This is a genomic window from Flavobacterium sp. M31R6 (genome assembly GCF_013284035.1).
Classification (GTDB): Bacteria; Bacteroidota; Bacteroidia; order Flavobacteriales; family Flavobacteriaceae; genus Flavobacterium.
Genome location: NZ_CP054141.1, coordinates 1,013,925 through 1,040,488 on the forward strand (window position 1 = coordinate 1,013,925; position 26,564 = coordinate 1,040,488).

General features: G+C 33.9%; 23 protein-coding genes. 13 read left to right on the plus strand and 10 right to left on the minus strand.

Translation table 11 applies throughout. The annotated features are described in order from the left end of the window. Positions 1 to 114 precede the first annotated feature (114 nt). Genes tyrS through HQN62_RS04070 form a run of 3 tightly spaced genes read left to right on the plus strand, consistent with a single transcriptional unit; the run spans position 115 to position 1,907 of the window. Positions 115 to 1,413, plus strand: a complete 1,299-nt coding sequence (gene tyrS, locus HQN62_RS04060) for a tyrosine--tRNA ligase (protein WP_173503421.1) — start codon at positions 115 to 117, stop codon at positions 1,411 to 1,413. 33 nt (positions 1,414 to 1,446) lie between these two features. Further along, the gene (locus HQN62_RS04065) at positions 1,447 to 1,653 is read left to right on the plus strand and encodes a hypothetical protein (RefSeq protein WP_173503422.1); all 207 of its coding nucleotides are present in this window, start codon (positions 1,447 to 1,449) and stop codon (positions 1,651 to 1,653) included. Beyond that, a complete protein-coding gene (locus tag HQN62_RS04070; protein ID WP_173503423.1) occupies positions 1,653 to 1,907 on the plus strand; it encodes a type II toxin-antitoxin system RelE family toxin in 255 nt (84 codons plus the stop codon). The genes HQN62_RS04065 and HQN62_RS04070 overlap by 1 nt, the downstream gene beginning before the upstream one ends. On the opposite strand, the gene HQN62_RS04075 is transcribed toward HQN62_RS04070, so the two are convergent. The 4 genes from HQN62_RS04075 to HQN62_RS04090 form a co-directional block, all read right to left on the minus strand. Continuing rightward, positions 1,904 to 2,884: a LuxE/PaaK family acyltransferase gene (locus tag HQN62_RS04075; RefSeq protein ID WP_173503424.1), complete on the minus strand. Its 981-nt coding sequence runs from the start codon at positions 2,882 to 2,884 to the stop codon at positions 1,904 to 1,906. The two genes, HQN62_RS04070 and HQN62_RS04075, sit on opposite strands and share 4 nt — an antisense overlap. A 131-nt stretch (positions 2,885 to 3,015) precedes the next feature. Next, a complete protein-coding gene (locus HQN62_RS04080; protein WP_116796310.1) occupies positions 3,016 to 3,354 on the minus strand; it encodes a T9SS type A sorting domain-containing protein in 339 nt (112 codons plus the stop codon). A 98-nt stretch (positions 3,355 to 3,452) separates the two neighbouring features. Next, positions 3,453 to 4,868, minus strand: coding sequence for a hypothetical protein (locus tag HQN62_RS04085; protein ID WP_254454476.1), 1,416 nt, complete (start codon positions 4,866 to 4,868; stop codon positions 3,453 to 3,455). 190 nt (positions 4,869 to 5,058) lie between these two features. After that, positions 5,059 to 7,851 carry a TonB-dependent receptor gene (locus HQN62_RS04090; RefSeq protein ID WP_173503425.1) on the minus strand — a complete coding sequence of 931 codons (2,793 nt, stop codon included), beginning with the start codon at positions 7,849 to 7,851 and terminating at the stop codon, positions 5,059 to 5,061. Positions 7,852 to 8,088: 237 nt separating this feature from the next. Here HQN62_RS04090 and HQN62_RS04095 point away from each other — a divergent pair, with 237 nt between their 5' ends. The 9 genes from HQN62_RS04095 (at position 8,089) to HQN62_RS04135 (ending at position 17,347) form a co-directional block, all read left to right on the plus strand. Continuing rightward, a complete protein-coding gene (locus HQN62_RS04095; protein ID WP_111409632.1) occupies positions 8,089 to 8,772 on the plus strand; it encodes a response regulator transcription factor in 684 nt (227 codons plus the stop codon). Positions 8,773 to 8,840: 68 nt separating this feature from the next. Continuing rightward, on the plus strand, positions 8,841 to 9,932 hold the full coding sequence (locus HQN62_RS04100) for a sensor histidine kinase (RefSeq protein ID WP_173503426.1): 1,092 nt from the start codon (positions 8,841 to 8,843) through the stop codon (positions 9,930 to 9,932). A gap of 199 nt (positions 9,933 to 10,131) precedes the next feature. Next, the gene (locus HQN62_RS04105; protein ID WP_173503427.1) at positions 10,132 to 11,475 is read left to right on the plus strand and encodes a porin family protein; all 1,344 of its coding nucleotides are present in this window, start codon (positions 10,132 to 10,134) and stop codon (positions 11,473 to 11,475) included. A 32-nt stretch (positions 11,476 to 11,507) separates the two neighbouring features. Then, positions 11,508 to 12,341, plus strand: a complete 834-nt coding sequence (locus tag HQN62_RS04110; RefSeq protein WP_173503428.1) for a phosphate ABC transporter substrate-binding protein — start codon at positions 11,508 to 11,510, stop codon at positions 12,339 to 12,341. Between the two features lie 80 nt (positions 12,342 to 12,421). After that, a complete protein-coding gene (gene pstC / locus HQN62_RS04115) occupies positions 12,422 to 13,663 on the plus strand; it encodes a phosphate ABC transporter permease subunit PstC (protein ID WP_173503429.1) in 1,242 nt (413 codons plus the stop codon). Between the two features lie 2 nt (positions 13,664 to 13,665). Continuing rightward, positions 13,666 to 14,610 carry a phosphate ABC transporter permease PstA gene (gene pstA / locus HQN62_RS04120; protein WP_173503430.1) on the plus strand — a complete coding sequence of 315 codons (945 nt, stop codon included), beginning with the start codon at positions 13,666 to 13,668 and terminating at the stop codon, positions 14,608 to 14,610. A gap of 48 nt (positions 14,611 to 14,658) precedes the next feature. Then, positions 14,659 to 15,417, plus strand: coding sequence for a phosphate ABC transporter ATP-binding protein PstB (pstB, locus tag HQN62_RS04125; protein ID WP_173503431.1), 759 nt, complete (start codon positions 14,659 to 14,661; stop codon positions 15,415 to 15,417). A 99-nt stretch (positions 15,418 to 15,516) separates the two neighbouring features. Beyond that, a complete protein-coding gene (gene phoU / locus HQN62_RS04130) occupies positions 15,517 to 16,197 on the plus strand; it encodes a phosphate signaling complex protein PhoU (RefSeq protein ID WP_116796302.1) in 681 nt (226 codons plus the stop codon). Positions 16,198 to 16,423: 226 nt separating this feature from the next. Beyond that, on the plus strand, positions 16,424 to 17,347 hold the full coding sequence (locus HQN62_RS04135) for a DUF481 domain-containing protein (RefSeq protein ID WP_173503432.1): 924 nt from the start codon (positions 16,424 to 16,426) through the stop codon (positions 17,345 to 17,347). Between the two features lie 85 nt (positions 17,348 to 17,432). Here the strand turns inward: HQN62_RS04135 and HQN62_RS04140 are convergent, their stop codons facing one another. The 5 genes from HQN62_RS04140 to HQN62_RS04160 all read right to left on the minus strand — a co-directional run bounded on the left by HQN62_RS04140 (position 17,433) and on the right by HQN62_RS04160 (position 24,758). Continuing rightward, positions 17,433 to 18,494: a glycosyltransferase family protein gene (locus HQN62_RS04140; protein WP_173503433.1), complete on the minus strand. Its 1,062-nt coding sequence runs from the start codon at positions 18,492 to 18,494 to the stop codon at positions 17,433 to 17,435. Positions 18,495 to 18,688: 194 nt separating this feature from the next. Further along, entirely contained in the window at positions 18,689 to 19,261 is a 573-nt protein-coding gene (locus HQN62_RS04145; protein ID WP_173503434.1) for a hypothetical protein, read from the minus strand. A gap of 64 nt (positions 19,262 to 19,325) precedes the next feature. Next, complete coding sequence (locus tag HQN62_RS04150) at positions 19,326 to 22,757, minus strand: hypothetical protein (protein WP_173503435.1); 3,432 nt, start codon at positions 22,755 to 22,757, stop codon at positions 19,326 to 19,328. 196 nt (positions 22,758 to 22,953) lie between these two features. Continuing rightward, a complete protein-coding gene (locus HQN62_RS04155) occupies positions 22,954 to 24,210 on the minus strand; it encodes an aspartate kinase (RefSeq protein ID WP_173503436.1) in 1,257 nt (418 codons plus the stop codon). A 65-nt stretch (positions 24,211 to 24,275) separates the two neighbouring features. Continuing rightward, on the minus strand, positions 24,276 to 24,758 hold the full coding sequence (locus tag HQN62_RS04160; RefSeq protein WP_173503437.1) for a GNAT family N-acetyltransferase: 483 nt from the start codon (positions 24,756 to 24,758) through the stop codon (positions 24,276 to 24,278). A 170-nt stretch (positions 24,759 to 24,928) separates the two neighbouring features. On the opposite strand from HQN62_RS04160, the gene fbp reads away from it, so the two are divergent. Then, positions 24,929 to 25,948, plus strand: coding sequence for a class 1 fructose-bisphosphatase (gene fbp / locus HQN62_RS04165; RefSeq protein WP_116796295.1), 1,020 nt, complete (start codon positions 24,929 to 24,931; stop codon positions 25,946 to 25,948). 57 nt (positions 25,949 to 26,005) lie between these two features. Here the strand turns inward: fbp and HQN62_RS04170 are convergent, their stop codons facing one another. Next, a complete protein-coding gene (locus tag HQN62_RS04170; protein ID WP_111409646.1) occupies positions 26,006 to 26,437 on the minus strand; it encodes a tellurite resistance TerB family protein in 432 nt (143 codons plus the stop codon). Positions 26,438 to 26,564 lie beyond the last annotated feature (127 nt).

Genomic DNA, 26,564 nt, shown 5'->3' on the forward strand with positions numbered 1-26,564 from the left:
AAAAATCAAAAATCAATTTAAAAACATTGAATTATCGTTTCCATTGCCATTGAAATTGAAATTGAATTTTGCCATTGAATTTCCTACCTTTGCTCAAAATTGATTATTTTATAGATGAAAAATATTATTTCCGAATTACAATGGCGTGGTTTAGTACATGACATCATGCCTGGGACTGAAGAACAACTTTTAAAAGAAATGACAACCACTTATATTGGATTTGATCCTACATCAGATTCATTGCATATTGGTAGTTTAGTGCCGATTATTTTATTGGTTCACCTTAAAAATTTTGGTCACAAACCAATTGCTTTGGTAGGTGGTGCGACTGGAATGATTGGTGATCCTTCCGGAAAATCAGATGAGAGAAATTTATTGGACGAAGCCACTTTAAATCATAATGTTGAAGGAATAAAAAGTGTTTTGTCTCGTTTTTTAGATTTTAATGATACTGCTGCCAATGCTCCGGTTTTGGTAAATAACTACGATTGGATGAAGGGCTTGTCATTCATTAATTTTGCTCGTGATGTGGGTAAACGCATCACTGTAAATTATATGATGGCCAAAGATTCTGTAAAGAAAAGATTGTCTGGCGAAGGCGAGGGGATGTCATTTACGGAGTTTACTTATCAATTGATTCAAGGATATGATTTCTACCATTTGCATAAAGAATACAATTGTTTGTTGCAAATGGGTGGTTCGGATCAATGGGGGAATATCACCACAGGAACCGAATTAGTTCGTAGAATGAACGTTGGAGAAGAAGCCAAAGCTTTTGCAATGACTTGTCCGTTAATTACCAAAGCTGATGGTTCTAAATTTGGAAAATCCGAGGGTGGAAACGTTTGGTTAACTGCAGATAAAACTTCGGTGTATAAATTTTATCAATTCTGGTTAAATACTACCGATGTCGATGCGGAGAAATATATCAAGATTTTTACTTTCCTTGGGAAAGAAGAAATTGATGCTTTAATTGAAGAGCATAAAATGGCTCCGCATTTAAGAGTTTTACAAAGAAAATTAGCTGAAGAGTTAACTGTTTTTGTTCACTCAAAAGAAGAGCTGGAAAAAGCAATTAAGGCTTCTAATATTCTTTTTGGAAATGCTACTGCCGATGATTTGAAGCAATTGGATGAAACTACTTTTCTAGAAGTTTTTGACGGTGTTCCTCAAGCTGAGATTTCAAAAAGCGATGTTGAAGCAGGATTGGATATTGTTCAAGTTTTGAATGAAAAGACAGGTTTCTTTAAATCTAATGGAGAGGCAAGAAGAGCCTTAATTGCCAATTCTATTTCGGTGAATAAAGAAAAAGTGAACGAAACATTCGTGCTTTCTGCTAAAGATTTAATAAACAATCAGTTTGTGCTTTTGCAAAGCGGTAAGAAAAATTATTTTGTGATTAGAGTTAAATAATATTTTCTAACTTTACTTTAAATAAATAATGCTATGGAAACTCAATTTTTGACAGATGAAAAGGGAAATAAGACAGCTGTTTTGTTGCCTATAAAAAAATACAATAAAATGATTGAGCAATTGGAAGATTTGCATGATATAAAATTGTATGATGAAGCTCAAAAAGATGATGATGGTTTTCGCATCTCTATAGATGAAGCTTTTAAAATAATTGAAGAAAAGCGGAAAGTAGTAAAATAATGGCGTATAGTATTGAATTTAGAAGCAAAGTTTTGAAAGCTTTGATTAAAATTAACGAGCCTTATTATTCTGCAATAAAAAAACAAATTTACGATTTAGCGGATAATCCTCGTCCACAAGGATGCAAGAAGCTAAAAGGAAGAAAAGGATATCGTATTCGGGTGGGAGATTATAGAGTGATTTATGAAATTTTTGACAAAGTTCTTTTGATAGAAGTTGTTGATTTAGGACATAGGAAAGATATTTACGATTAAACCACCATCAAATTACAACCTCGTATATCTGAATTATCAAAACGTCCCAATACTTCGAAAGTGGTATTGGGATATTTTTTGCCCAAATCTTGCGTGGCAATAAATGAACAAGAGTTGATGTTGGCTAGATCGATAACGTTAATTCCACCCGTTTTTCCGTCGTTTATATAGGTTAAAGCATCTTCGGTGTCGCGAATGTGTATTTGCATCCATGAAGGGCATTCAAATAAGCCATTTCCTAACGAATAAGCTTGGGATAACAATTCGGTCATACCATATTCAGAATGGATGGCTGAAACTCCAAATCCGTTACAAAGCTGCTCGTGCAATTCTTCTCTAATCATTTCTTTGCGTTTTCCTTTCATACCACCGGTTTCCATGATAATCGTGTGCTGCAGTTGGAATGTTCTTTTTTCGATTAAATCCAATAAAGCATAGGTAACTCCAATGAGAATTACATTTTGTCCCGCTTGGTCTAATTCTATCAGTTTTTGAATGAGTTCCTCGTGATTGTTGAGATAAAATCCACTATTGCTATTGTTTGTGAGTTGTATCAAATCTTCGACCATGTAAATCAAAGAAGAGCCTTCTCTTTCCAAATAAGATGGAAGTAAAGCCAAAACCACATAATCCTCAATATTTCCGTAAAATTGAGAAAACCCTTTCCGATAGCTTTCTTCATAAATGGAAACATCGGTAACCAGATGTCTGCTTGTGATGGTACCTGTTGTTCCGCTACTGGTAAAAGTGGCTTCGACAGGATTGTTGTTTGATACAACAGTATGACTTTTGAAAAATTGTATAGGCAAAAAAGGAATTTGATGCAACGATTTTACTTTTTGCGGATTTATTTTTAGCAAATCACAAAATTCTTGGTACACCAAATTGTTTTCATATTGAAATCGGAATACTTTTAAAGCTATTTTTTCAAATTGCTTCTGACTCGAAATGGTAAATATGTCGCTGGCTGTAATCAAGATCTTTTTTTTAAGACAAAGGTATTATTATTTTGGAACCTTTTTTTGGTTTTTGATGTTTAAGACTTTGAAAAGTTTCAAAAAAAAAGTTCCAATTTTAATTGGAACTTTTGTGAATATTTTAAGAAGAATTATTGGATTATTAATTTTCTGCTGCTCGTTGCGCTTTCTTCAGTGATTTTAATGATGTAAACCCCAGGAGAAAGGTTGGAAACGTTTAGTTCTTTGTTGCTAATAATGGTTTGCAATACTTTTTTTCCTAATACGTCAAAAATGATAATTTCTTTTTCTAAGTCGTTTTTTGAAGAAATATATACTTTACCATTAGTCACGGGGTTTGGATACAAATTTAACCCTTCAATTGAAGTGCTTTCTTGTATTTTTGGCGGTTGTTTACTTTCTTGTGCAGTAGCACCCGAAGTAAAGAAAATGGCCAATAAGAGAATAATATAAAAGTAGTTTTTTGTCATTCACATTATAAATTACCCGTAAATATAAGAAAAATATTTTAGATAAAAAAAATACCTCTCAGTTTTTGAGAGGCATTTTTAACTAATTCAAAGATTTATTATTTTATTAAAGTATTTCCGTCTACAGTTGACCAAGCTCCGTTTGTCAATGAAGCTCCTGTTGCATTAGTACTGGTTACAAATTGACCAGCAGGGAAATTAACAGCAAGTGGTGTGCCAGAAACAGTTGCTCCTAAAATGTTTACACTAGTGTTTGTAATAGTTACATTAGTCATTTTAATTCTAGAACCATTTACTTGGTTAGTGTTTGTAGAAGCATCTTGAATTTTACAAGCTGCACCAGTATAAGTTACACTTCCTTCAGTATAGTTACCATATCCGTCAATGATGATGTTGCTGTAATCTCCATTTCCTTCTTTTTTGAATTGGAAGGCATCAACTTGTACATCACCCGCTACTTCTGGTGTAGTACCTGCAGCTCTTTTTAAAGTGATATTAGTAACTTTTGGCCAAAATGTATTATTATTAGCTGAACATTCAATTTCCATACCATAGTTTCCTTTAGCAGTTTGGTAAGCATACCAATTGCTATTGTTTTGACCTTGCCATCCATCTTGCCAGTCAAAAGCATCATCGTAATTTCCGTAAGAAATTGCATTAGTCATACTTACAGTTCCTCCAAAAAATTCATATCCGTCATCTGCTCCTTTGTAAGAAACTAAGTGATCTAAAGTTGTTCCTGAACCTACAGAGTAAAAAGTAAACCCATTGTTTTCTTTTGTTCCATCAGCCAATTTTGCTCCGGCATATTCTACTCTAGCATATACTAATGATCCGCCATTGTGAGTAGCATTTGTTCCTCCGTAAGGTAATGAATTTCCATCTTCAGAAGTTGAAGTTGTTACACCACCAACAGCTTTGATAGGTGCATCACCATAGATAATGATTCCTCCCCAAGATCCTGGAGTTTTAGATGCTTCAGTAAATACAACTGGTTTGTCAGCTGTTCCTTTGATGATTAGTTTACCACCGTTCAAAACCACTAAAGCATTGTCTCCTGTAGTTTTGTTACAAGTAATGGTAGAACCTGCTTCAAAAGTTACTGTTACACCTGAAGCTACCTTAACGATACCTTTCAAAGTGTAGTTACCATAAGCGTAAGTTTTGTCAGCTGAAAAAGTTCCTGTAATTTCTCCAGTTGCAGCTGGAACTGCAGTTACTGTTACTGTTTTTGTTACTGATGCGGCTGCTCCAGAAACTGTATAAGTGATTAAAGATGTACCAACAGATACTGCGGTAATTACACCTGTTTTAGCTTCAACTGTTGCTACCGCGGGAGTAGCACTTGTAAAAGTACCTCCTGTAGTTGTACTTGAAAAAGTAGTAGTTGTACCTACAACGATACTTTCGGTCCCCGTTAAAGGAGCTACTGTAATTGGATTCTCATCATTACTACTACATGATGTGATAAATAAGCCTAAAGACATTGCTAAAGCTAAAAATTTTGTTTTCATAGTTTGAGTGTTATTTTTCATAATTTGATATGTCAAAAGTACTTTGTGAGTTCGGAATAGATGTTACGGAATAATTACAAAAAAGTTATTAAAATCAATCTTAATTGTGATGTTAATGTTAAGAAATTTTGGTGCTGATAAATAAAAAAGCCTCTAATGAATTAGAGGCTTTATGTGGATGGTGTACCTTTTAGAAGGTATATCCTAAACTCATTGAGAATTCAACACCTTTCTTGTAATTGCGAATAGTTGGATCCTCTAGTAAAGGAGCGTTACCATCATTTCCTTGTTCGAATTTTATATTTGGATTTAAGATGTTTTGAGCCGAAAATTTTAAATCTATGTTTTTGGATACTTTACTTCCCCAAACAAAATCCAATTGATTAACCGGTAATTCATATATATGGTCTAAACCTCCTGTACCAATTGCGTAAATTCTTTTTCCGAATACGGAGTATACTAGAGATAATGTGTTGCTCCATTCTGAGCTAAAATTGAATTGGTATTTTAAATCTGAATTAATTAAATATTTTGAAGCTCCTTGTAGCTCTCTTTTTTGATGTGTTTCAATAGAGGTAGTAACATTTCCATCAGCATCTGTGAAAGTAGGTTTTACATCTACTTGAGTGTGCATTAATGAAGTATTGAATCCCCAAGAGAAATCAGCTAAGTTTTCATTGATTCTTCCTAAATCATACAAGAAATCAAATTCAGCTCCAAATAGTACTGCTTGATCCGAATTTAAATAGGTTGTTATTGTTGTATTGGCTGCATTGGCAATGAAGGTACGTTCTATAGGGTCTAAAATTTTCTTTCCAAACAGGCCTACCGAAAAAAGTTCTTTTGCAGATGGGAATATTTCATATTTCAAATCTACATTGTAGTTTTCGCTATTTAATAAATAAGGATTTCCTCTTGTAGAAGTTCCATCGGCATTGATGTATTCTATTGGATAGGCTTCCATTATAATAGGCAAAGTATATGTTTTTGTTGCAGAAAAACGCATGTTTGAAGCGTCAGTAACTGCATATTTCACATTCAATGAAGGCAAGAAGTATAAATTATCATAGGATAATTTTATAAATGGATCGTTGAAAGATCCTTGTGCTCTGTATTGAGTTTCTCTCAAAGTGCTTTCTACTCTCAAACCTCCGTTAACCTCCCATTTGTTGTCAAAATTGTATAATAGGTTAGCATATCCTGCATTCGCCGATTGAAATAATTTGGCTTGCCAAGTTGCGTTAGAACTTTCTCTAAAAGCAAAATCATTATTGGCTAAATAGCTGTTTAATTGAGTATCGATATTGTTAATTGGTCCAGTGAAAGTTGGTCCGGTTGTAGGAACCACAAATCGATACGAAGATTCCATGTTTGATGCATAGCCATTATAACCAACCGAGAATTTTTTGTTTTTTTCTTCTTTTCCGAATTTATAATTGTACTCTGCCAACCCTGAATAATAATAATCACTGGTGATGTCTAGATATTGGCGAATAAAATTGTTTCCTGCAATTGAGGTAGTGATATCAGTATCTCCTGATTTTGGTCCAGAGAAAAATTTACGGTCTGGTTGAGCAAATTTTGTAAAAGCATAGGAAACTCCAGCTTTTATATTTTGATCATTATTATCTGTTAGAGCATATTCTCCTAATAATTGGTTGTTCAGATATGCTGTTTCATCCAATTGATTCGTTCTTATTAAAACATCATTGTTTGCTGTACTGGTATTTGGAACTCCAAATTGATCTTGTATTAAACTTTTGGTTGTCTTAATGTAAGTAGTGTTGTAAGACAGTTTTAGTTTTTTTGTATTGTAGTTTAAACCAACCAATCCTGTAAAAGAAGTTTCATAAGAGTAATCAGTTGTTACAAAATTACTGTTGTAAACATAACCCGATGGATTGTTATTGAAGTTTCTTTGTACCCCGTTTGTGATTTTATAGTCATTATCAAATGAAAGTGACAATAAATAAGAAAAGCTTTTTTCGTTTTCGAAATCAAATTTTTCTGAATTCAAGAAACTAATACTCGTGTTTAATGGGCTTTTAGTATCGGCAACATTGAAACCACTGTCTTTATAAGCATTCAACGATTGCTCTGGAGTCAAGGTTACAGATGCTGGTGAACTCCCTAATGCAGAAGGAATTTTTCTGTATTTTCCAGTTAATCCAAAAAAACCTTCCGGAGAATCGGCATTTTCGGCAATTAAAAAATCAGAAAAGCTATTGTTTGTAGTGTAACCAATGCCAATGCTTAATTTAGTGATGCTTTTTGATGGTCTTGTTGTTTGGATATTAAAAGTACCTCCGGCGAAATCACCGTAAATGTTAGTATTAAACGTTTTGTACACATCAATTACACCTACAATGTCAGTTGGGAATAAATCCAAAGCGATGTATTTGTTGTATGGATTGTTTGAAGGTGCAGCTAAATCATTAATCAATAAATTATTGTAACGGTCTTCCAGTCCGCGTACGAATAAACCTCTTGAGCCTACTTTTGTGATTCCGGTTATTTTGGTTAAACCTTCTTCTACATCGCTAACTCCTTTTCTTGACATTTCTTGGGCACCGATACTTTGTTTAATAACTGTAGCATTTTTTTGCTCCAATAATAATGCGGTTTCTTTTTCGCGTCCGCCACTTGATTTGACAACTACGTCTTTTAGTTTGTAACTTCCGGAACCCAAAGAACTATTTATAGTTACAGTTTCATTGGCGACTACAGTTACAGGAACTTCTGTAGTTTCATAACCTACAAAACTAAATTGTACAGTGTAATTTCCTGGAGCTATAGTAATTGTATATTTTCCTTCTACATCAGTGTTGGCGCCAATTTTTGTTCCTTTTATTTGCACATTGGCAAATGGTAAGGATTGATTGTTGGAATCTTTGTCTAATAAAACACCTGTTATTGTTCCTTTATTTTGTGAAAAACCAATAACACAAATAAACAGTGTAAAGAATAGAAATTTTAATTTCATTTTTAGTAGTATTTAATTTTCTGCAAAGAAATGGTGGGATTCTAGTCTTTGTGTTAACATCAAGTTATGAATGGATATCATAATTATTATGAAATCGTTAACATATTAAATTAAGGTTAAGTCCGCTTTTTTAGTATTGATACTTACCGTTTATTATTACTTTTACATTGCAATAAAAAGTCATTGTGTTTAATTAAGAGATAAATACAATAGAAAAACTTAATTTTTGCTATTAATATGAAGAAAAGAAACACCAAAATTCTACTGGTTGATGATGAACCAGATATTTTAGAAATTGTAGGCTATAACCTAGCACAAGAAGGATATCAGATTGTTACGGCTGTCAATGGTAAAGATGCTATTGAAAAAGCAAAAAAAGAAATGCCAAGCCTTATCATAATGGATGTTATGATGCCAGAAATGGACGGAATGGAAGCTTGTGAACATATTAGAAGAATACCTGAGTTGAATAATGTTATCATTACATTTTTGACGGCAAGAAGTGAAGATTATTCTCAAGTAGCTGGTTTTGATGCTGGTGCCGATGATTATATTACTAAACCGATAAAACCAAAATTATTGGTTAGCAAAGTGAAAGCATTGTTGCGAAGATTGAAAGAACAAGATCAAAACAGCGAAACACTTAATGTGGGCGGAATCGAAATCAACCGCGAAGAATATAAAATTGTAAAGGATAATCTAGAAATTGCCTTACCAAGAAAAGAATTCGAGTTGTTTTATCTACTGGCTTCAAAACCCGGAAAAGTTTTCAAACGAGAAGAAATACTGGATAAGGTTTGGGGAAATGATGTAGTGGTTGGTGGTAGAACAATCGATGTTCACATTAGAAAACTTCGTGAAAAAATAGGGGATGATCTTTTTAAGACCATAAAAGGAGTAGGGTATAAATTTGAAGTTTAAATAAATGGTACTTTTGATAGATTTTAAAAGTCTTTTCAAATAACCATAATGCGCGTGCTAAAATAATAATGAAAATCAATTTCAAAAAAAGTTACAAGTTTGCTATAAAATCAGCTTTGTATATCAGTTTATTTGTCTCAGGATTTTGCATGATTCTATCTGTAATACTGTTTAAATCTTCTTTTGTGAGCATGTTGTTGTTTGGTTTTATCAGCCTGTTTTTTGTTTATGTATTTTCATTTTTTGTTTTGCAATACCGAGTGGAACGATTTATTTACCGCAGAGTAAAGAAAATTTACGATGATGTCGCATTGTTGGAGTCAAGTACATTTATCAATAAGCCCATCACCACTGATATGGAGACGTTAACACGGGAAGTAAAGAAGTTTGCTACCGACAAAAAGTTGGAAATTGAGATGCTTCAAATACGTGAAGAGTATAGAAGAGAATTTTTAGGAAATGTTTCCCATGAGCTTAAAACGCCATTATTTACGGTTCAAGGTTATTTGTCAACACTTATTGATGGTGCCATGGAGGATAAAACCATCAGAAAGAAATACCTAAAACGTGCCGAAAAAGGAGTGGAGCGATTGATTTATATTGTCGAAGATTTGGATATGATTACCAAATTGGAATCGGGGGATCTGAATCTTGATTTTACAAAATTTGATATCGTAAAATTAATTCAGAATGTTTTCGATTTGTTGGAAATGAAAGCCGATAAGAAGAATATCACTTTGGCATTCGAAAATGATAACATTCAGCCCATTTTTGTTAATGGTGATAAAGACAAAATCCAGCAAGTAGTCGAGAATTTGATTGTAAACTCGATAAAATATGGAAAAGAAGGCGGTTTGACCGAAGTTTCAATTGTGAATTTAACCAACAAAAAAGTATTGGTCCGGGTTACCGATAATGGAGAAGGAATTGAGCCTCAAAATATACCAAGACTTTTTGAGCGATTTTATAGAGTGGACAAAAGTGGTTCTCGTACCGAAGGAGGTTCAGGATTAGGACTTTCCATAGTGAAGCATATAATTGAAGCTCATAAAGAAAAAATTTATGTCGAAAGTGAGTTTGGAATAGGTTCCGAATTCTCTTTTACACTCGAAAAGACATACATCACTGATCAATTTGGCTTAAAAAAGAAATTAAATTAAACATTAGTTAACTTTAAAGGAATGTTTGTAAGTAGTTGATTTTTAGGTTAAATAAAATTTTGAATAAGAAAATTACATATTAAATTGACTAGGAAAAACCCCATTAACATTAAATTATCATCTAAATAACATTGCGTTAACTTTAACTTAACATTGCATTATCACCTTTGCGGCAAATTAACATTCATATTAAAAGAAAATGAAAAAAGTTATAGTTGCAATAATGATATCAATTTGTGGTATAGTTAATGCTCAGGAAGTTGAAAATGACTCAATTAAACCAATTAGTCTTGACTCATTACAACAAGCCATAAATGAACATCAATTAAAATTTGATGCTCTTAATGAACAGCTATCTCCTTTACAGGAAGAGGTTGACAGAATGTCTAAGTTGAAAATATCGGGTTATATGCAAGTTCAGTATGAGATGTATAATTATCAAGATGTACCGACTGCTACAGGAATGTTTCAATTGAAACCTGGAACATCCGAAACCAACGTGCCTTTGACTACCAATCCTGTTGATGTCTCTAATTCTTTCGTGATAAGAAGAGCAAGGGTTAAATTTACATATAAGCCTATTGAGGGAGTGGCATTCGTTTTACAGCCTAATTTTTCTTTTAGCGCGGTAACTTTGAAAGATGCCTATGTACAGTTGAATGATCCTTGGTTAAACACTTTTCAATTGTGGGTTGGACAATTCAACAGACCTGATTATGAGGTAGAATTTTCTTCAAGAGACAGAATAATATTGGAAAGAAGTAGAATGACAACTATTTTATATCCTCAAGAAAGAGATTTGGGAGCAAAGTTTGTTGTTGATTTTGCTACTAGATATGAAATTCCTTTGAAAATTGATTTCGCAGCATTTAACGGAAATTTTGGAGAAGGGCCAATTGCTAATCAAGTTTCGGATGTGGACAGTCACAAAGATATTGCGATAAGAGCAACTTATTCCTTGAAATTTCCAAGCGCAGGTTTAGGAATTGATTTTGGTGGAAATGGTTATTTTGGAAAAAATACTGTTTTTGCGGCTGGTACCTATAGTGATATTAATAACAATCCATTTACGGCAGCGGTTGGCGATATATTAGATAAACATTGGTTTGGGGCTGAGCTTCAAATGTTTTATGATGTTTTAGGTGGTTTTGCTTTGAAGTCTCAATTCAATAAAGGAGTTATCTCTGGTACAGCAGGAAGTGCCATAGTAAACAATAATCCTTCATTTAACTTTAGTGGAGAAAGAGAATTCTTGGGGTATTATGTAGAATTGGAAAAAAACTTTGGGACAAAATTTCAAGCGGCAGTTCGTTATGATTCATGGGATCCAAATTCAAGATTATCTGGTGATGCGGTTACTGTAGCTCCAGATTTGAGAGTACATACTTGGTCATTTGCTTTTGACTATTTCTTTACTAATTATACAAAAATTGCTTTAGGATATTCAATGCCAATAAATGAAACAAGTTCAACAGTTGGTGGAATTTATACTAGTGATGTTAAAAACAATACAACAACCTTGAGATTTCAAGTTAATTTCTAAAAATTTTAAAAAAAATATTAATTTATATCAAAATGAAAACAACAAAATTAAAAGTAGCATTAATTATGCTAGTAGTTATGGGAATTGGTTTTTCTTTTACTACAGTTAACAAAGTAACAGTAAAAGGGTCTGACACTATGGTTATTTTGTCTCAAAAATGGGCTGAAGTATATATGAAGAAAAACCCGGGTGCTTCTATCCAAGTTACAGGTGGTGGATCTGGAGTAGGTTTAGCGGCATTAATTAACGGTTCTACGGATATTGCCAATTCAAGTCGTCCAATTAAACCTTCTGAAGTTGAAAAATTGAAAGCAAGATACGGATCAGTTGGAGTTGAGATTCCTTGTGCCAAAGACGGTTTGTCTGTTTATTTGAATAAGGCCAATCCGGTTACTACACTTACCTTGAAACAAATTGGACAAATTTTTGCTGGAAAAATTACCAACTGGAGTGAAGTAGGTGGTCCAGATGCTGCAATCAAATTATACGGAAGAGAAAGTAGTTCAGGAACTTTCGGTTTCTTTAAAGACAATGTTGTAAGAACTGATTTTTCACCATCTTGCCAGACATTACCAGGAACAGCTGCAATTGTAAATGCAGTTAAAAAAGATAAATATTCAATTGGTTACGGTGGAGCGGCTTATGCTGAAGGTGTAAAGGATTGTGCCGTGAAGAAAGACGACAAAAGCCCTGGGATTTTGCCAACTGCGGCAACGATTAAAAATCACACTTACCCAATTTCAAGGTATTTATACATGTATTTGAAATCAAGACCGACAGGAGAGGTTAAAGCGTTTATTGATTGGATTTTAAGTGCCGAAGGTCAAGCTATCATTGCTGAAGTAGGTTATTATCCTTTAAAGTAATTTGAAGTAAAATATCCCTCATTTTAATTTGAAGTGAGGGATATTTATGTTTATTCTATACGAATTCCTAAATAAATAAAATGGATTCCCAATTACCAATCAAACAAAGTTTCACTAAAGAAAGCTTAAAAAAGAAATTCAGGCTTTCTGAGTTTCTGGCCGAAAAAATTATTTCGTCGATTGCTTTTCTATCAATAGCAATTATTTTTCTGATTTTCATTTTTGTTTTCAAAGAATCGTTGCCATTATTTAGTTTAGGTAGTGATGCTAAAGCAAAAACTGAAGCTCAAGTAACAACTGCAAATAAATCGGAATCTTACGGTGCTTCTTCAGAAGAGTTGAAACCTGAGTCATATGGAGCTGATACAGCTGAGGATTTAAAACCGGAATCTTACGGTACGGAAACAACAGAGGAATTAAAACCAGAGACTTATGGTTCCGAAACTGCAGCAAAAGATGATTTGAAACCGGAAAGCTACGGAGACACTCCAAAAGAAGATTTAAGTGTTGCGCCGGCAGGTGAGATGATGAATGCAGAATCCCAAAACAAAGAGGGATCGGATAAAACTTGGAGCACTTTTTTTAGTACTGAGTGGGTTCCTGTTTCAGATAATCCGAGGTTTGGATTAATTGGTTTGTTAATAGGAACTTTGAAAGTGACTATTATTGCCATGCTCATTGCGGGTCCATTGGCAGTATTGGCCGCTTTGTTTACCTCTTGTTTTGCTTCCAAAAGAATCAAAGAAATCATAAAGCCTATTATTGAAATGCTTGCCGCTTTTCCATCGGTGGTTATTGGTTTTTTTGCATTGATGGTTTTGGCTAGCTTTTTTCAGGATGTATTTGGATATGATTCCAGATTAAACGCTTTTATCGGTGGGGTGGCGATGGCTTTGGCCGCTATTCCAATTATTTATACGATTTCGGAGGATGCGTTGGCATCGGTTCCAAAAACTTATACCGAAGCAAGTCTGGCATTGGGTGCCAGTAAATGGCAAACTGCTTTTTTTGTGGTTTTACCGGCGGCAACTCCAGGTATTTTTGCCGCATTACTGCTAGGAGTTGGAAGGGTTTTTGGTGAAACAATGATTGCATTGATGGCTACCGGAAATGCAGCTTTACTTTCTGCTAATCCTTTTGAAAGTGTGCGTACGTTTGCTGCAACAATTGGTTCTGAAATGGCCGAAACTGTATTTGGAGAAACGCATTACAGTGTTTTGTTCTTTATTGGGTCATTACTTTTTATTTTCTCTTTCGCCTTAAATGCTGTGGCTGAGTTTTATGTAAAAGGCAAATTATTGAAAAAATTCCAAGGAAAATAATTATGGATAAAGTTATAAATGAATCAGAAAATCACTTTTTTTCCGGTAAAAAAAGTACTTCGGAAATAAAAGGAAAAATTTTCATTGGTATTACTCAATTAGCTGTAATCCTAATTATTGCCATTCTTTTTATTATTTTGGGAATCATAATTTACCAAGGAAGAACTAAATTCTCATGGGAATTTATATCTACTTTCCCAACAAACGGAATGACCGAAGGGGGAATTTTCCCAGCTTTGATAGGCACTTTTATTTTAGTGATTGTTATGTCTATTGCGGCAGTTCCTTTTGGAACAATTACCGCACTTTACTTAACGGAATACGCCAGTGAAAATTCCAAATTTGCGGCTGCGGTACGATTTTCGGTTCGTACTTTGGCGGTAGTGCCATCGATTATATTTGGTCTTTTTGGTCTTGGATTTTTTATCCAATTTTTGGGAGCTGGTGCCGATACTGTTTTTAATGATGGGCAATTGCGTTGGGGCCAACCCAATATTCTATGGGCGAGTTTAACGATGTCTTTATTGACTCTTCCAGTTATCATTGTTTCTGTTGAAGAATCCTTGAAAACTATCCCTCGTGAATTAAGGGAAGCCAGTTTGGCACTTGGCGCAACGAAATGGCAAACCATCAAAAAAGTAGTGCTTCCAGGTTCTGTTTCCGGAATTATGACAGGAACTATTCTTGCCGTGAGTAGAGGTGCTGGTGAGGTAGCCCCAATATTATTTACGGGTGCGGCCTATTATTTGGCTACGCTGCCAGGATCTTTGAGTGATCAATTTATGAATTTAGGATACCACGTTTACATTATGTCAACTCAATCTTCGGATGTGGAGAAGACGATGCCAATACAGTTTGCCACAACTTTAGTATTGTTAATTTTGACACTGTCACTAAACGTTGTTGCCGTAATTATTAGATCAAGAATTAGAAGAAAAGCAAAATAAGACTTAGTTCAACTAAATAGATATTCTTTTAGATATAAAAAATATACAATGAAAGACATAAAAATAAAAGTTAATGATTTGTCATTATACTATGGTGAAAAGAAGGCGCTGAATGAAATCACAATGGATATTCCATCCAATAAAGTGACAGCCTTAATTGGACCTTCGGGTTGTGGGAAATCTACTTTTTTGAGATGCATCAACAGAATGAATGACTTGATTCCAAGTGTTTCCATTACTGGTCAAATGTTAGTGGAGGAAGTTGACATCTACGATAAAAATGTGGATGTAGTTAATATCCGAAAGAAGATTGGGATGGTTTTCCAAAAGTCGAATCCTTTTCCTAAATCTATTTATGAAAATATTGCTTACGGACCTCGTATCAATGGGATAAACAATAAAGCGGAATTGGATGAAATTGTAGAAAAATCATTGCGTCAGGCGGCGATTTGGGATGAGTTGAAAGATCGTTTGGAAGATTCTGCATTGGGACTTTCTGGAGGACAACAGCAACGTTTGTGTATTGGAAGAACGTTGGCGGTAAGTCCAGATATTATTTTGATGGATGAACCAGCAAGTGCCTTGGACCCAATCTCTACTTCAAAAATTGAGGAGTTGATACACGAGTTAAAAGAACAATACACAATCATTATCGTGACGCACAATATGCAACAAGCGGCTAGAACGAGTGATCACACTGCTTTCTTTTATATGGGTAATTTAATAGAAATGGGAAAAACAAATTCTATTTTTACCAAACCAATGCAAAAACAAACGGAAGATTATATTACAGGAAGATTTGGTTAATGGTTTTAAGTATATTAGTTTTGGTATGATAGTTGATTTAAACTATTGAACTTTTAGACTATTAAATTTATAAACTTCTACAATTTTAAACAAAATACAATGGCAACACATTTCGAAATGGAACTAGATAATTTAAAAAGTATTATTAAAAAAATCGGAAAATTGGCTGAAGGCCAAGTGAGCGAAGCAGTCAAAATACTTTTACAGGAACCGGAAGCCGCTGAAGGAAAAGTCATAAAAAAGACCGAGAATAAAATTGATAAATTAGATGTCAAAATAGACGAAATCTGTCAAAGTATTTTTGCTTTGAAACAGCCTGTTGCTTCTGATTTGCGTTTTATTATGTCGGCAATGCAAATCAGTAATGAGATTGAACGAATAGGGGATTTATCTATTAGTATCGTTAAAAAAGCAAAAAACATAAAGGAAAAACACGATTTGATCTTAAAGTTCGATATTGGCGATATTGCAAGGCAAGTTGAATTAATTACGGCTAAAACCAACAATTGTTTTTCTGAGCAAAACGGTAAAGCAACCGGAGAGATATTCGTTTTAAATAAGGACATAAGAAATAGCTGTGAAGATGCCATTCATGATATTATCAATGAAATGAAGGTGAATTCTAAAGCTGTGGTATCAGGGACCAATTTGGTTATTGTTTTGAAACATTTGGAACGCATTTCTGAGCATTGTACCAATATCGCGGAGTACGTTTATTTTACGGTTAATGCCAAAATTATCAAACACGATAAATTCGATGATTTGAGATCGGAAGACTAGTTTTTCTTTCAGAATTTAAAGAGTATAAATTTTAAAAAGTCGGAACATTTGTTTGTTCCGACTTTTTTGTTTTTGCAATGATGATATTTTCTTTAAATTCAATTGTTTAACTTTATGCTTTGACTTCTATTTAATCCTTATGAAATGTTTTTTGCTACCTTTCTTTTTACTATTTTGTATTGGATTGTACAGCCAAAATGACACGCTATATTTTAAAAACAAAGAAATGATGGTTGGGAAAGTGAAAAGTATGTCAAATAATATACTTATTGCTGAAACTAAATATAGTGATCAGGATTTTAAAATTGAATTTGATAAAGTGGAAAGACTAATTTTAGTCAATAAATATTCTATTTATTTAGTTGATGGCAGTAGTTTTTACGGTACATTAAAATCAAATAAGGATAATGAAGTTACGATCACTTTTGGGGATTTAACACAGGATGTAAGGGTTAATAAAATAGTCAGGTTGAATAAAATTGAAAATGGTTTTTGGAAACATTTTACAGGCTCATTTGATTTTGGATATAACTTAACAAAAACAAATAATAGTCAACAATTAACTTTTGCCTTACAATTGAATTATATTAGTGAAAAGTGGATTCACACCATTAAATATGATGAATTGAACACTGTTCAGGATGATGTTGAAGATATTGAAAGAGTGGATTTGGAGTTGGACACTAAAAAATATTATAAAAATAATTGGTTTTTTAATTCAAATTTTTCTTTTTTGTCAAATACAAGTCAATCCATAAAAGGAAGATATAGTCCAAGTTTGGGTATGGGGAATTATTTGGTCAGAAATAATAAACTTTATTTTTTGGTTGGAGGAGGCTTGACTTATAATATTGAAAAGTATTTTGATTCTGCAACAGACAAAAATTCATTTGAAGTGGTTTTGTCCACAGAATTTAATATGTTTAATTTTAAAGATATCAATATAAACACATCTATTTTAATGTTTCCTAGTTTGTCCGAAAAAGGTAGATTTAGAACAGATATTGATTTTTCATTCAAATATGATTTGCCCTTAGATTTTTATATAAAATCGTCTATCAGTGCCAATTATGACAATCAACCTTCACAAAATACAACAAAATTGGATTATGTTTTTTCAACAGGATTTGGTTGGAAACTAAAACATTGATTTTTTCTTTCGTATATCAAATGAACATAAAAAGGTTTTATTGTCTTATAAAAACAAATAAAAACAAACTTAGAGTAATATTATTTTAGAATATTTTGAAGAGTTCTTCCCAATTTACTGTTGTTTCTATTTCAGGAAGTCCTTTGAATTGCTCTATTTGCGAAAGATTTTCAATTCTAAAGGCTTCTTGGGTTGCATAAGGTACTAAGCCTTCATTTTGCAGTTTTTCGGCCAGATAAATTTGTTCATATTGCCCGGGAGTGGGGATGAAAAATGCTTTTTTATGTAGTTTGACTAAATCCATTATGGTAGTGTATCCAGAACGGCACAGTATTTTTTTGCTTTCATTGAAAGTTTGTTCCAATTGACGGGTTTTCATGAAATTATAATAAGTTACATTTCCAACTTGTTCCTTTTTTTGTTCGGCTTCGATAATGCCTTTTACGAAAACTACTTTTCCTTGAAATCGCTTTATCTCTTCGGTAAGATGGGCTTCCAGTAATCCGCGTTGTGGTTCCGGTCCAGACAGTATAATCATTAAGTCGTATTGAATAGGCAAGGCCATTTTGTGCATACGGCTCAATGGCCCCAGATAACGTAAGTTTAAAGAGTTGTTTTCCAGATGACCCAATTTTCCTGTGAGATTCAATTTTGCATTGACATCGGGTATCCAGCATGCATTGTATTTTTTTATAATATGTTGGTGTAATTTGCTGGTAATCCAAGTGGTATTTCCAGTCATTACATTCAATTGATGGGTGATAAATACCGATGGGATTTTGTTACTGAAAACCCCCAGTCGATTATCGGATATGATGCCGTCTATTTCATATTTCTGAATCCATTTTTTCACGATTCTTTTTTCTTCCCTGATTGCCTCGATCATTTTTGGGAGGTTTTTCATCAGTTTCCATTTGAAGTTTTTGCCGTTTTTGGCATATTCAATTTGGTAGGAAGGCAATTCGAGGGTTTTTAAATAAGGGAATTCTTTTCGAAGTAACTCAAGGGCAACTCCATCTGAAGCAATTATTGGGGTAAAATTATTTTCTTGTAATGCTTTAATAATAGGAATGCAGCGGGTAGCATGACCCAGTCCCCAATTCAATGGAGTTATCAAAATAGTTTTATTTTTAGAGTCTAAATTCATGTGTCAGTCTTACAGTTTAGTTGTAAGGCGAAAGATACTGGATGCTTTGTTTTTTAATGTTTGCAATGTATTACTAAAAGATTATTTAATTTAATAAATTGAGATTTTCTATGCTAAAATAGTATTGAAAAGCGGTAGTAAACAAAAAAGGCTAACCAATTTGGATAGCCTTTACAGTATTTAAAAAAACAAAACTATTGTTTGATATAAGTTTTGTTTCCGTTTGAATTGATATAGTATTGGCCTCCCTGTGGGCCAGTATATACTTTTTTACCATTGTATTCTCCAGTTACTTTATCTTTTGTTTTTGCTGCTGCTTCATTTTTGGCGCTGGCAGTTTTGTCTGTTGCTGTTTTTTTAGCTGCCGCTTTTGGATCTTGGGCTACTTTGGTTGCTTTGTCAGCTTTTGCTTTTGCTTCAGCTTTCGATTCTTTGGCATCTTTTACTTTCGAATTGCTAGATGTTGTGCTGATGTTTTTTTTAGCTTCTGTTTTTACTCCATCTTTAGCTGCTGTTTTCGGATCATTGGCCACTTTTGTTGCTTTGTCTGCTTTTGCTTTTGCATCTGCTTTTGTTTTTTCAGCTTCAGATTTTGTTTGTTTGGCGTCATTTACTTTCGAATTGTTAGATGTAGTGTTTACGCTTTTTTTAGCCTCTGTTTTGACTTCGTTTTTTGCTTCCGTTTTTACTTTTTCTTTCGCTTTGGTTTGACCGTAAAAAGTACCTGATGCAATAAATAGGAAGCTTAATAGCAATAATTTTTTCATGTCTATTAGTTTTTAGATTAAACCTAAATTTACTACTTTATTTTTAATATTGAATTTAAAATAGTTAAAAATAAGCTCTAAGCTCCACGCTTCCAGTATGAATAGCGTCACTTGTTTCGCTTTTTCGGCCTTGGTAAACAAAATTTAAATCCAAGAACTTTGTCAAATTCATTTGAAACAGGGTTCTCCAGGTTACATTTTGTCCTCTTTGCAATCCTTCCAGCATTTGGTATCCAGCCGAAGAAAATTCATTGCCCACAAAATCATTTTCATACAAAGAGACTTCTCCGTTTACGTTAAACTTGGAATTGCCAACGTAACTAAAAGAAGTTCCAAATCGATTTTGGGTCAAAGTATCCAAGGTGCCAATTTGATTTTCCTTGTTTATGTATTCGTAGAAAAGATCTAAGCTAACATTCTTGGAGAAAAGATAACTAATTTTTGGAGTCCATAGATAACCTTCAATAGTATAGTTTTTTTCTGCAAATGTTTGTGATTCTGTTGCAGTTTGGATGGTTTTGGCCAGTATATCAAAAAGCCAGCTTTTTTGCAATAAGTGTTGGTATTGCAGTTGATGGAAACTGTTTTTGTTTTGGATGGTTCCAATGGACAATAAATTTTGGGTTTCGTTTTTTGTAAAAGTGTACGTAACCGAATTATCTCTTTTTCCTCTGTTGTACGATAAACTATTTGTAAAGGTTTTGATAAGCCCCAAAATATCTTCCGAAGACGATTCAAATGGATTCAGGACCAAATGTTCTCCGCTGTTTTTAATCTTTCGATCCATAATAAAGGAAGTCTGCATATAAAAATAGGACAGCTTTTTCTTGAACGAAGTACTATTTTGCCAAACAATAGGATTGATTATAAAAGACTGGGAGAATTTGTTTTGGTTGGTTTTGACGTAAATCTGATTTGGTAAAAAGATTCTGGTGTAGGTCGCCAAATCAGAAAATGGGGCAATTTCAAATTCTTCCAAATCTTTTATTCCATTGCCATTGTAATCATTCCAAGTATATTTTCCCTGTCCAGCAGGAACTTCCACATAAGTGTAATCTTGGAAAGGCATGGTTCCGGAATTGGTTTGATAGAGTGTATTGCTTTGAATCAATTTATTGAAAAATTGGTCATTGTACAGCATTTTTGCATTTAGCGACGGAGTTGTTTTTAAAGCTGGATCGGTGTAATTCAATTGTCTGTAATTAACGAATAAGGATATATCACGACTCTCAGTTTGAAATAATTTGGTTTGCAAATTATAACTGTTTGAGGTGTTTACTCTTTGCAATAAACCGTTTTGAACACTGTCGTTTACTCTTTTTACATAACCCAATTGGACATAAACTTTGGTGCTGTCGCCATGTCCGGCATATATTCCGTATTCCGAAAAGCGTTGGCTTAGTAAAGAGAATTGTTGGGTTGCCTTGTTTTTTTCTTGATTGTCTTCAAAGCGTAAAGTACTACCAATCCAGTTTTTTTTGGAATTGTAGCGAACGTGCGAAAAGTTTCTTAAGAACTTTGAAGTGTTTTTCAAGTCGTCACTTTTTAAATAACTCCCGTCGTTTTTGATACTCCAATCAGTAAATTCAAATCCTGCGTTGAGGTTGTTTTTTACACCCGAATACGTATTTGAAAGATTGAGTTTTTGGAAAGCATAGGTAATTGTGGCTATGTTTTTGGAGTTTTCATTCGGAATTAAATTAAAATTCAACCCCGTTCCCAATAAACTTTGGTCTCCAATTGTTGTAGTGTTTACATTCCAGTCTCGGTAGAATTCGATACTATTGATGCGCTCTACAGGTTTGAAATCGGCGTCTATGCCTTGATAATTGAAGAAAGCATCAATATTCCATTTTTTGGAATACAATCGCTGCTTGGCGTTAATTTCGCCCGACAATCCTTGATTGTTGGTGTCGTCTATCGAAGAGAATAAATTTTTATCGTTGTTACTGACGGCCAATTCAAAATCGACAGCAGTTTTTTCCGAAGGATTGTATTTTCCAAAGAAAGTGGCTACTTGGGCTTTTATTGGAGCAACCAATTGTATAACCGGTTCGTATTTTCCCTGTGGAATTCCGTTTACTGGTGCAACATATTCAAATATTTTGTCAACACTGGTAGGGTTTGTCAGTATGTAATTTCCTTTGGCTTGGCCAATTAAAGTAAATTGAACATTGTATAGCTCGTCATCGGGGTTTGTGGAATATTCGTAGATAGTTGAAGCCCCAAGAATGTTTTTTTTATATTGTATTTTCTTTTCGTCATAGGTATCAGGAACGGCTGATGGAGCAACCATCATATTGGGATTGTCTCCGGCATTCGCCAAAATTTGAGCCTGCTCACTGGAAAGGTTTTGCTGTACGGGTTGGTTTTTTAAATCATTTTCGGAATATACGGCGGCTCCAAAATTCCATTTTTTGTCGGTATAACTTCCGCCGTCGTAGGTGATGAATCTCGTGTAATTGTTTTCGGAATATTGATATTCTACTACAATTCGCATTTCGGAAGTAATAGGGAATTGAGCGTTAAACACAATTTCCCCCGAATTATAATCAATAATATAGTCGAAGTTTTCGCCTCTTTTTAATAAAACGCCATTGACATAAACCCGCTCCGAACCGATGATGACCAAAACATACAATTCGCCATTTTTCCCAACCAATTTATAGGGTCCTTGATTTCCTTCCTGTCCTTTGAAATTACTGCTGGCATAATTCCCAGTTACCAACCCGCCCGATGCGAAAACATTGGTCTTGCTGTCTTCATTTCCAAAATTAACAGTAGCAGACAATCCTTGTATTTTTTTGTTGAAAGTAAGAAAACGAGTAGTGTTGTTGCCAATAAAAACATCGCCTGCACGAACATTCCAACTATCGGTAAAAAGCTCCATGAAAATGTTGTCGTATTGGTTCAGCCGTTGTGAGTAACTGCCTTCTTGAACCGGAATATTTGTATCTTGAATCGAAGCTCGAATGCTGACTTTTTCGGATATTTTTCCCGTGATTTGAAAGTCTAGATTTGAATTGACCACCGCATTTTGATTGTTGCCTACAGTAACACCACGGGAAAGACTTCCTGTTGCTAAAAGGCCATCAAACGGAATGTTTTTTGGAGCCGAAATACTCTCCATCCTGTATAAGTTCGGATTGGTGGCATCGTTGTCAATGATTTTGCTGCTGTCGTAAATGGTATATTCTTTGGTTAAAATATCCGGTAGTTTTAGATAATGAACCGTCAGAGAATCAGTAGGAGAGAAGTTTTGGTTTTTGAATAGAAGATAGCCTTTGGGAAAGTTGATTTGATACAAAGTACTGTCAACCACTTGGTTTTTGGTATCCAATATTTTAAAAAAACTGGAGTTGATGCTTACGGATTCCAAGTGAATAGTGTCTGTGGTAAAAGCTATTTTTTTGGTGGTGTAAGTCGAATCTATTTCTTGCGCCTGAAGCCCAGAAAAATAAAAAATGACAACCCAAAATAATACCTTTTTTAGCATAAATAGTATAACTCCAAAGTGTCAAAAATAGTGTTTATTATTTTTATAATGTGTTAATTAGTCGATGTGACAATTCAAGATATTGAAAATGATTTTAAGGATTGAATTTTAGATAATTAGATACATTAAAAATAAAAAAATGGAAGCCGAATTCTCAGCTTCCATTTTTAAAGGTAATCAGTTTTTTGGTAATGTATTAATTCTCTTTGGTTACAATTTGCATTGTTTCTCTACTCACTTGTTTCAAAAGAACTGTTTTGTTTTCTTCTACCGTTTGAGCGGCATTTTCATTAAAATGTCTAATGGTGTATAAAGTAACATTTTCGGTAAAATCTACTTTGAATTTTTTGGAAAGAATAGCATTCAATTCATTGAAATTTCCAAATTTATCTTCCACACAAACAGAAAAACTAATCGCAGAATTTTGGATTAAGTTTACTTTTAATTTGAATTGGTGAAATAAACCAAATATCTCGCTGATATTTTCTTCCATGATGAAAGAGAAATCTATCGAAGACAATGAAATCAATAATTGGCTTCTTTTTACAATGAAACATGGTAAATATGGTTCTAAATCTACTCCTTTAGAAACGGCAGTTCCTTTTAACAATGGATTTATAAACGATTTTACATATAATGGAATTTCCTTTTTCTGTAAAGGTTGTAAGGTTTTTGGGTGAATAACCGATGCGCCATAAAAGGCCAATTCGATAGCTTCACGATAAGAAATTTGATTAAGCAAACTTGCATTTTCAAAATATCTTGGGTCGGCATTCATAACTCCAGGAACGTCTTTCCAGATTGTTACGCTTTCGGCATTCAAGCAATAAGCAAAAATTGCGGCGGTATAATCCGAACCTTCACGACCTAAAGTGGTAGTGAAATTGTTTTCATCAGAACCCAAGAATCCTTGAGTAATGTTCAATATTTTGCGTTTGATGTTGTTGGCAATATTTTTTTGCGTCAATTCCCAATCCACTTCCGCATCTCGGTAAGTTGAATCTGTTTTTATAAAGTTTCTAACGTCCAGCCATTGTGTTTGAATACCTTTGAATGCCATAAAATGACTCAAAATAGTAGTCGAAATCAATTCTCCGAAGCTTACGATTTGGTCGTAAACAAAATTGTAATTTGGAGATTTATTATGGGCCAGAAAATATTCTAAATCAGCAAACTGAGCATTCACAGCGGCAAAAACTTCATTTGTTTCATCTTCAAACAAATCCAACAAGATTTGATTGTGGTATTTTTTTACTTCTTGTACCGATGAATTCAATTCTGGAGATTTGTCAAAATAGTTTTTGATAACCTCTTCCAGAGCATTAGTTGTTTTTCCCATTGCCGAAACAATCACTAATACATCCTCATAACCCACTTGTTGCAAAACGTCGTAAACGTTCTTGATACCGGCTGCATCTTTCACGGAAGCACCACCAAATTTAAATACCCTCATTTTAATTTAGATTTTAGATTTCAGATTTTGGAATTTCTCCAAAACGAAATCATATTTTATTTTTTTTAATTTCTTAATTTGTTGTCCACAAAATAGTTGATTGCAGCTTCGTCCATTTGTGCAACTCTCCATTCGTCTAAAACTTTGGCTCCTGATTTTTCATAAAAATCAATTGCTGGTGTGTTCCAGTCCAAGACATTCCAATCAATTCTTCGAACCTTATCTTTTTTGGCTTGTTTGATGATTTCAGAATACAGAGCATAACCCAATCCGGTTCCGCGCATGCTATCTTTAACTACTAAATCTTCCAAATGGATTGTTTTTCCTTTCCAAGTAGAGTATCGGTAATAATACAAAGCAATGCCTACAATTTCTTTTTCAACCTCGGCAACAAAAACCTGAAACAATGGATTTGTTCCAAAACCATCACGAATTAAATCTTCTTCGGTGATCAAAACGGCATCTGGCTCTTTTTCGAATACGGCCAACTCCTTAATTAATGCCAAAACACCGTGCATGTCCTGTTTTTCTCCTTTGCGTATTTTCATGATTTCGTATTATTATTCTTGAATTCTATTAAAAAACAGTCAAATAGTGACTAGTTTTTATGGAATATGTAGCAAATATACAATACTGATAAACTATCTAAGTATTATTCTTTTCAATTTCACAAAAAAAACGATATTTGTGACTTCAAACTAACTACATCGATTTCGTAATGGAAGAAAGAAACAAAACACTAGGGGAATTTATTATTGAAAACCAAAAAGCTTTCCAATATTCATCAGGTGAATTATCCAGGATTATCAACTCAATTCGTTTGGCGGCCAAAGTGGTCAATTACAAAGTAAATAAAGCTGGATTAGTCGATATAATAGGAGCAGCCGGAGAACAAAATATTCAAGGCGAAGACCAACAAAAATTGGATGTATATGCCAATGAGATTTTTATTCAAACCTTAATTAACCGCGAAATTGTTTGTGGTATCGCTTCAGAAGAAAATGATGATTTTATTACGGTAGAAGGAAGTGATAGCAGTCATAATAATAAATATGTGGTTTTGATGGATCCTCTTGATGGATCTTCGAATATTGATGTAAATGTTACAGTGGGGACTATATTTTCGGTTTATAGAAGAGTAACGCCTATAGGAACTCCGGTTACATTAGAAGATTTTTTGCAACCGGGTACGCAACAAGTAGCTGCAGGTTATGTAATTTATGGAACGTCAACTATGCTTGTATATACTACAGGTCATGGAGTAAACGGATTTACTTTGAATCCCGCTATTGGAACATTTTACCTTTCGCATCCCAATATGAAATTCTCTGAAGATGGTAATATCTATTCCATCAACGAAGGAAATTATGTTCATTTTCCGCAAGGGGTGAAAGATTATATCAAGTATTGTCAATTGGAAGAAGAAGATCGTCCTTATACTTCTCGCTACATTGGAAGTTTAGTGGCGGATATTCATAGAAATATGATTAAAGGGGGGATTTATATTTATCCTACCAGTAAAAAAGCACCAAAAGGGAAGTTACGTTTGTTATACGAATGTAATCCTATGGCATTTATTGTGGAGCAGGCTGGTGGAAAAGCTTCGGATGGTTTTGATAGAATAATGGAAATCCAACCTACAGAATTACACGAAAGGGTGCCTTTCTTTTGCGGTAGCATAAAAATGGTTGAAAAAGCAGAAGAGTTTATGTATAAAGCAAAACTGAGTAAATATTAAACCAAGAAACAAACCAAAGATTAAACCAAAAAACAGCTCCTAAATTGGAGCTGTTTTTTATTTATACATATTCTTCATTTCATATATAAAAGTATCTAGATCTACATGTTTATCAACCAATTTGAGTGCTTTGTCCACAATATAATTCACATTGGCAGGAGTAAATCCTAAAGCTAATGCAAATTTAACCATTAAGTGTTCTTGCTGATCTCCCAGTTGATGGTCTCGGCGAACTATTCTGGCTAGTTTGTGGAGACTTTCCAGTCTTTCAATGTATAAGTATGGTGCGTTGATTGGATATTTGTTCGGATCTTTTAAAATCTCTTTGTATTCTTCTTCGGAAATTTCAAGATCCACAGCAAGTTTGTCCAGAAATTTTTGTTCTTGTTCCGTAATATTTCCACCGGCATAGGCTACCCGCACAATGGCTGAAAAATGGCCTTTGTTTGCTTGGTTGAATTCGCTACTAAATAAATCTGAGAATGGCATAATTGTGGTGTTTAAGGTTTGACATAAAGATAATTAATTTTTCACTAATGATTTTTGTTTTTAATGACTTTTTTGTACGATTGACCTCTATTTTTTATTTTTTTTGAAGAATGATTTTTTAATCAAA

What these genes read in the sequence shown, in the direction of transcription:
- HQN62_RS04140 (WP_173503433.1), bottom strand. Translation starts at nt 18,494, where the DNA reads ATGAATTTAGACTCTAAAAATAAAACTATTTTGATAACTCCATTGAAT.
- HQN62_RS04080 (WP_116796310.1), bottom strand. Translation starts at nt 3,354, where the DNA reads ATGACAAAAAACTACTTTTATATTATTCTCTTATTGGCCATTTTCTTT.
- HQN62_RS04160 (WP_173503437.1), bottom strand. Translation starts at nt 24,758, where the DNA reads ATGAAAATACGCAAAGGAGAAAAACAGGACATGCACGGTGTTTTGGCA.
- HQN62_RS04155 (WP_173503436.1), bottom strand. Translation starts at nt 24,210, where the DNA reads ATGAGGGTATTTAAATTTGGTGGTGCTTCCGTGAAAGATGCAGCCGGT.
- HQN62_RS04170 (WP_111409646.1), bottom strand. Translation starts at nt 26,437, where the DNA reads ATGCCATTCTCAGATTTATTTAGTAGCGAATTCAACCAAGCAAACAAA.
- pstA (WP_173503430.1), top strand. Translation starts at nt 13,666, where the DNA reads ATGGATAAAGTTATAAATGAATCAGAAAATCACTTTTTTTCCGGTAAA.
- pstB (WP_173503431.1), top strand. Translation starts at nt 14,659, where the DNA reads ATGAAAGACATAAAAATAAAAGTTAATGATTTGTCATTATACTATGGT.
- HQN62_RS04100 (WP_173503426.1), top strand. Translation starts at nt 8,841, where the DNA reads ATGAAAATCAATTTCAAAAAAAGTTACAAGTTTGCTATAAAATCAGCT.
- HQN62_RS04095 (WP_111409632.1), top strand. Translation starts at nt 8,089, where the DNA reads ATGAAGAAAAGAAACACCAAAATTCTACTGGTTGATGATGAACCAGAT.
- HQN62_RS04090 (WP_173503425.1), bottom strand. Translation starts at nt 7,851, where the DNA reads ATGAAATTAAAATTTCTATTCTTTACACTGTTTATTTGTGTTATTGGT.
- HQN62_RS04150 (WP_173503435.1), bottom strand. Translation starts at nt 22,757, where the DNA reads ATGCTAAAAAAGGTATTATTTTGGGTTGTCATTTTTTATTTTTCTGGG.
- tyrS (WP_173503421.1), top strand. Translation starts at nt 115, where the DNA reads ATGAAAAATATTATTTCCGAATTACAATGGCGTGGTTTAGTACATGAC.
- pstC (WP_173503429.1), top strand. Translation starts at nt 12,422, where the DNA reads ATGGATTCCCAATTACCAATCAAACAAAGTTTCACTAAAGAAAGCTTA.
- HQN62_RS04070 (WP_173503423.1), top strand. Translation starts at nt 1,653, where the DNA reads ATGGCGTATAGTATTGAATTTAGAAGCAAAGTTTTGAAAGCTTTGATT.
- HQN62_RS04105 (WP_173503427.1), top strand. Translation starts at nt 10,132, where the DNA reads ATGAAAAAAGTTATAGTTGCAATAATGATATCAATTTGTGGTATAGTT.
- HQN62_RS04065 (WP_173503422.1), top strand. Translation starts at nt 1,447, where the DNA reads ATGGAAACTCAATTTTTGACAGATGAAAAGGGAAATAAGACAGCTGTT.
- fbp (WP_116796295.1), top strand. Translation starts at nt 24,929, where the DNA reads ATGGAAGAAAGAAACAAAACACTAGGGGAATTTATTATTGAAAACCAA.
- HQN62_RS04135 (WP_173503432.1), top strand. Translation starts at nt 16,424, where the DNA reads ATGATGGTTGGGAAAGTGAAAAGTATGTCAAATAATATACTTATTGCT.
- HQN62_RS04110 (WP_173503428.1), top strand. Translation starts at nt 11,508, where the DNA reads ATGAAAACAACAAAATTAAAAGTAGCATTAATTATGCTAGTAGTTATG.
- HQN62_RS04085 (WP_254454476.1), bottom strand. Translation starts at nt 4,868, where the DNA reads ATGAAAACAAAATTTTTAGCTTTAGCAATGTCTTTAGGCTTATTTATC.
- phoU (WP_116796302.1), top strand. Translation starts at nt 15,517, where the DNA reads ATGGCAACACATTTCGAAATGGAACTAGATAATTTAAAAAGTATTATT.
- HQN62_RS04145 (WP_173503434.1), bottom strand. Translation starts at nt 19,261, where the DNA reads ATGAAAAAATTATTGCTATTAAGCTTCCTATTTATTGCATCAGGTACT.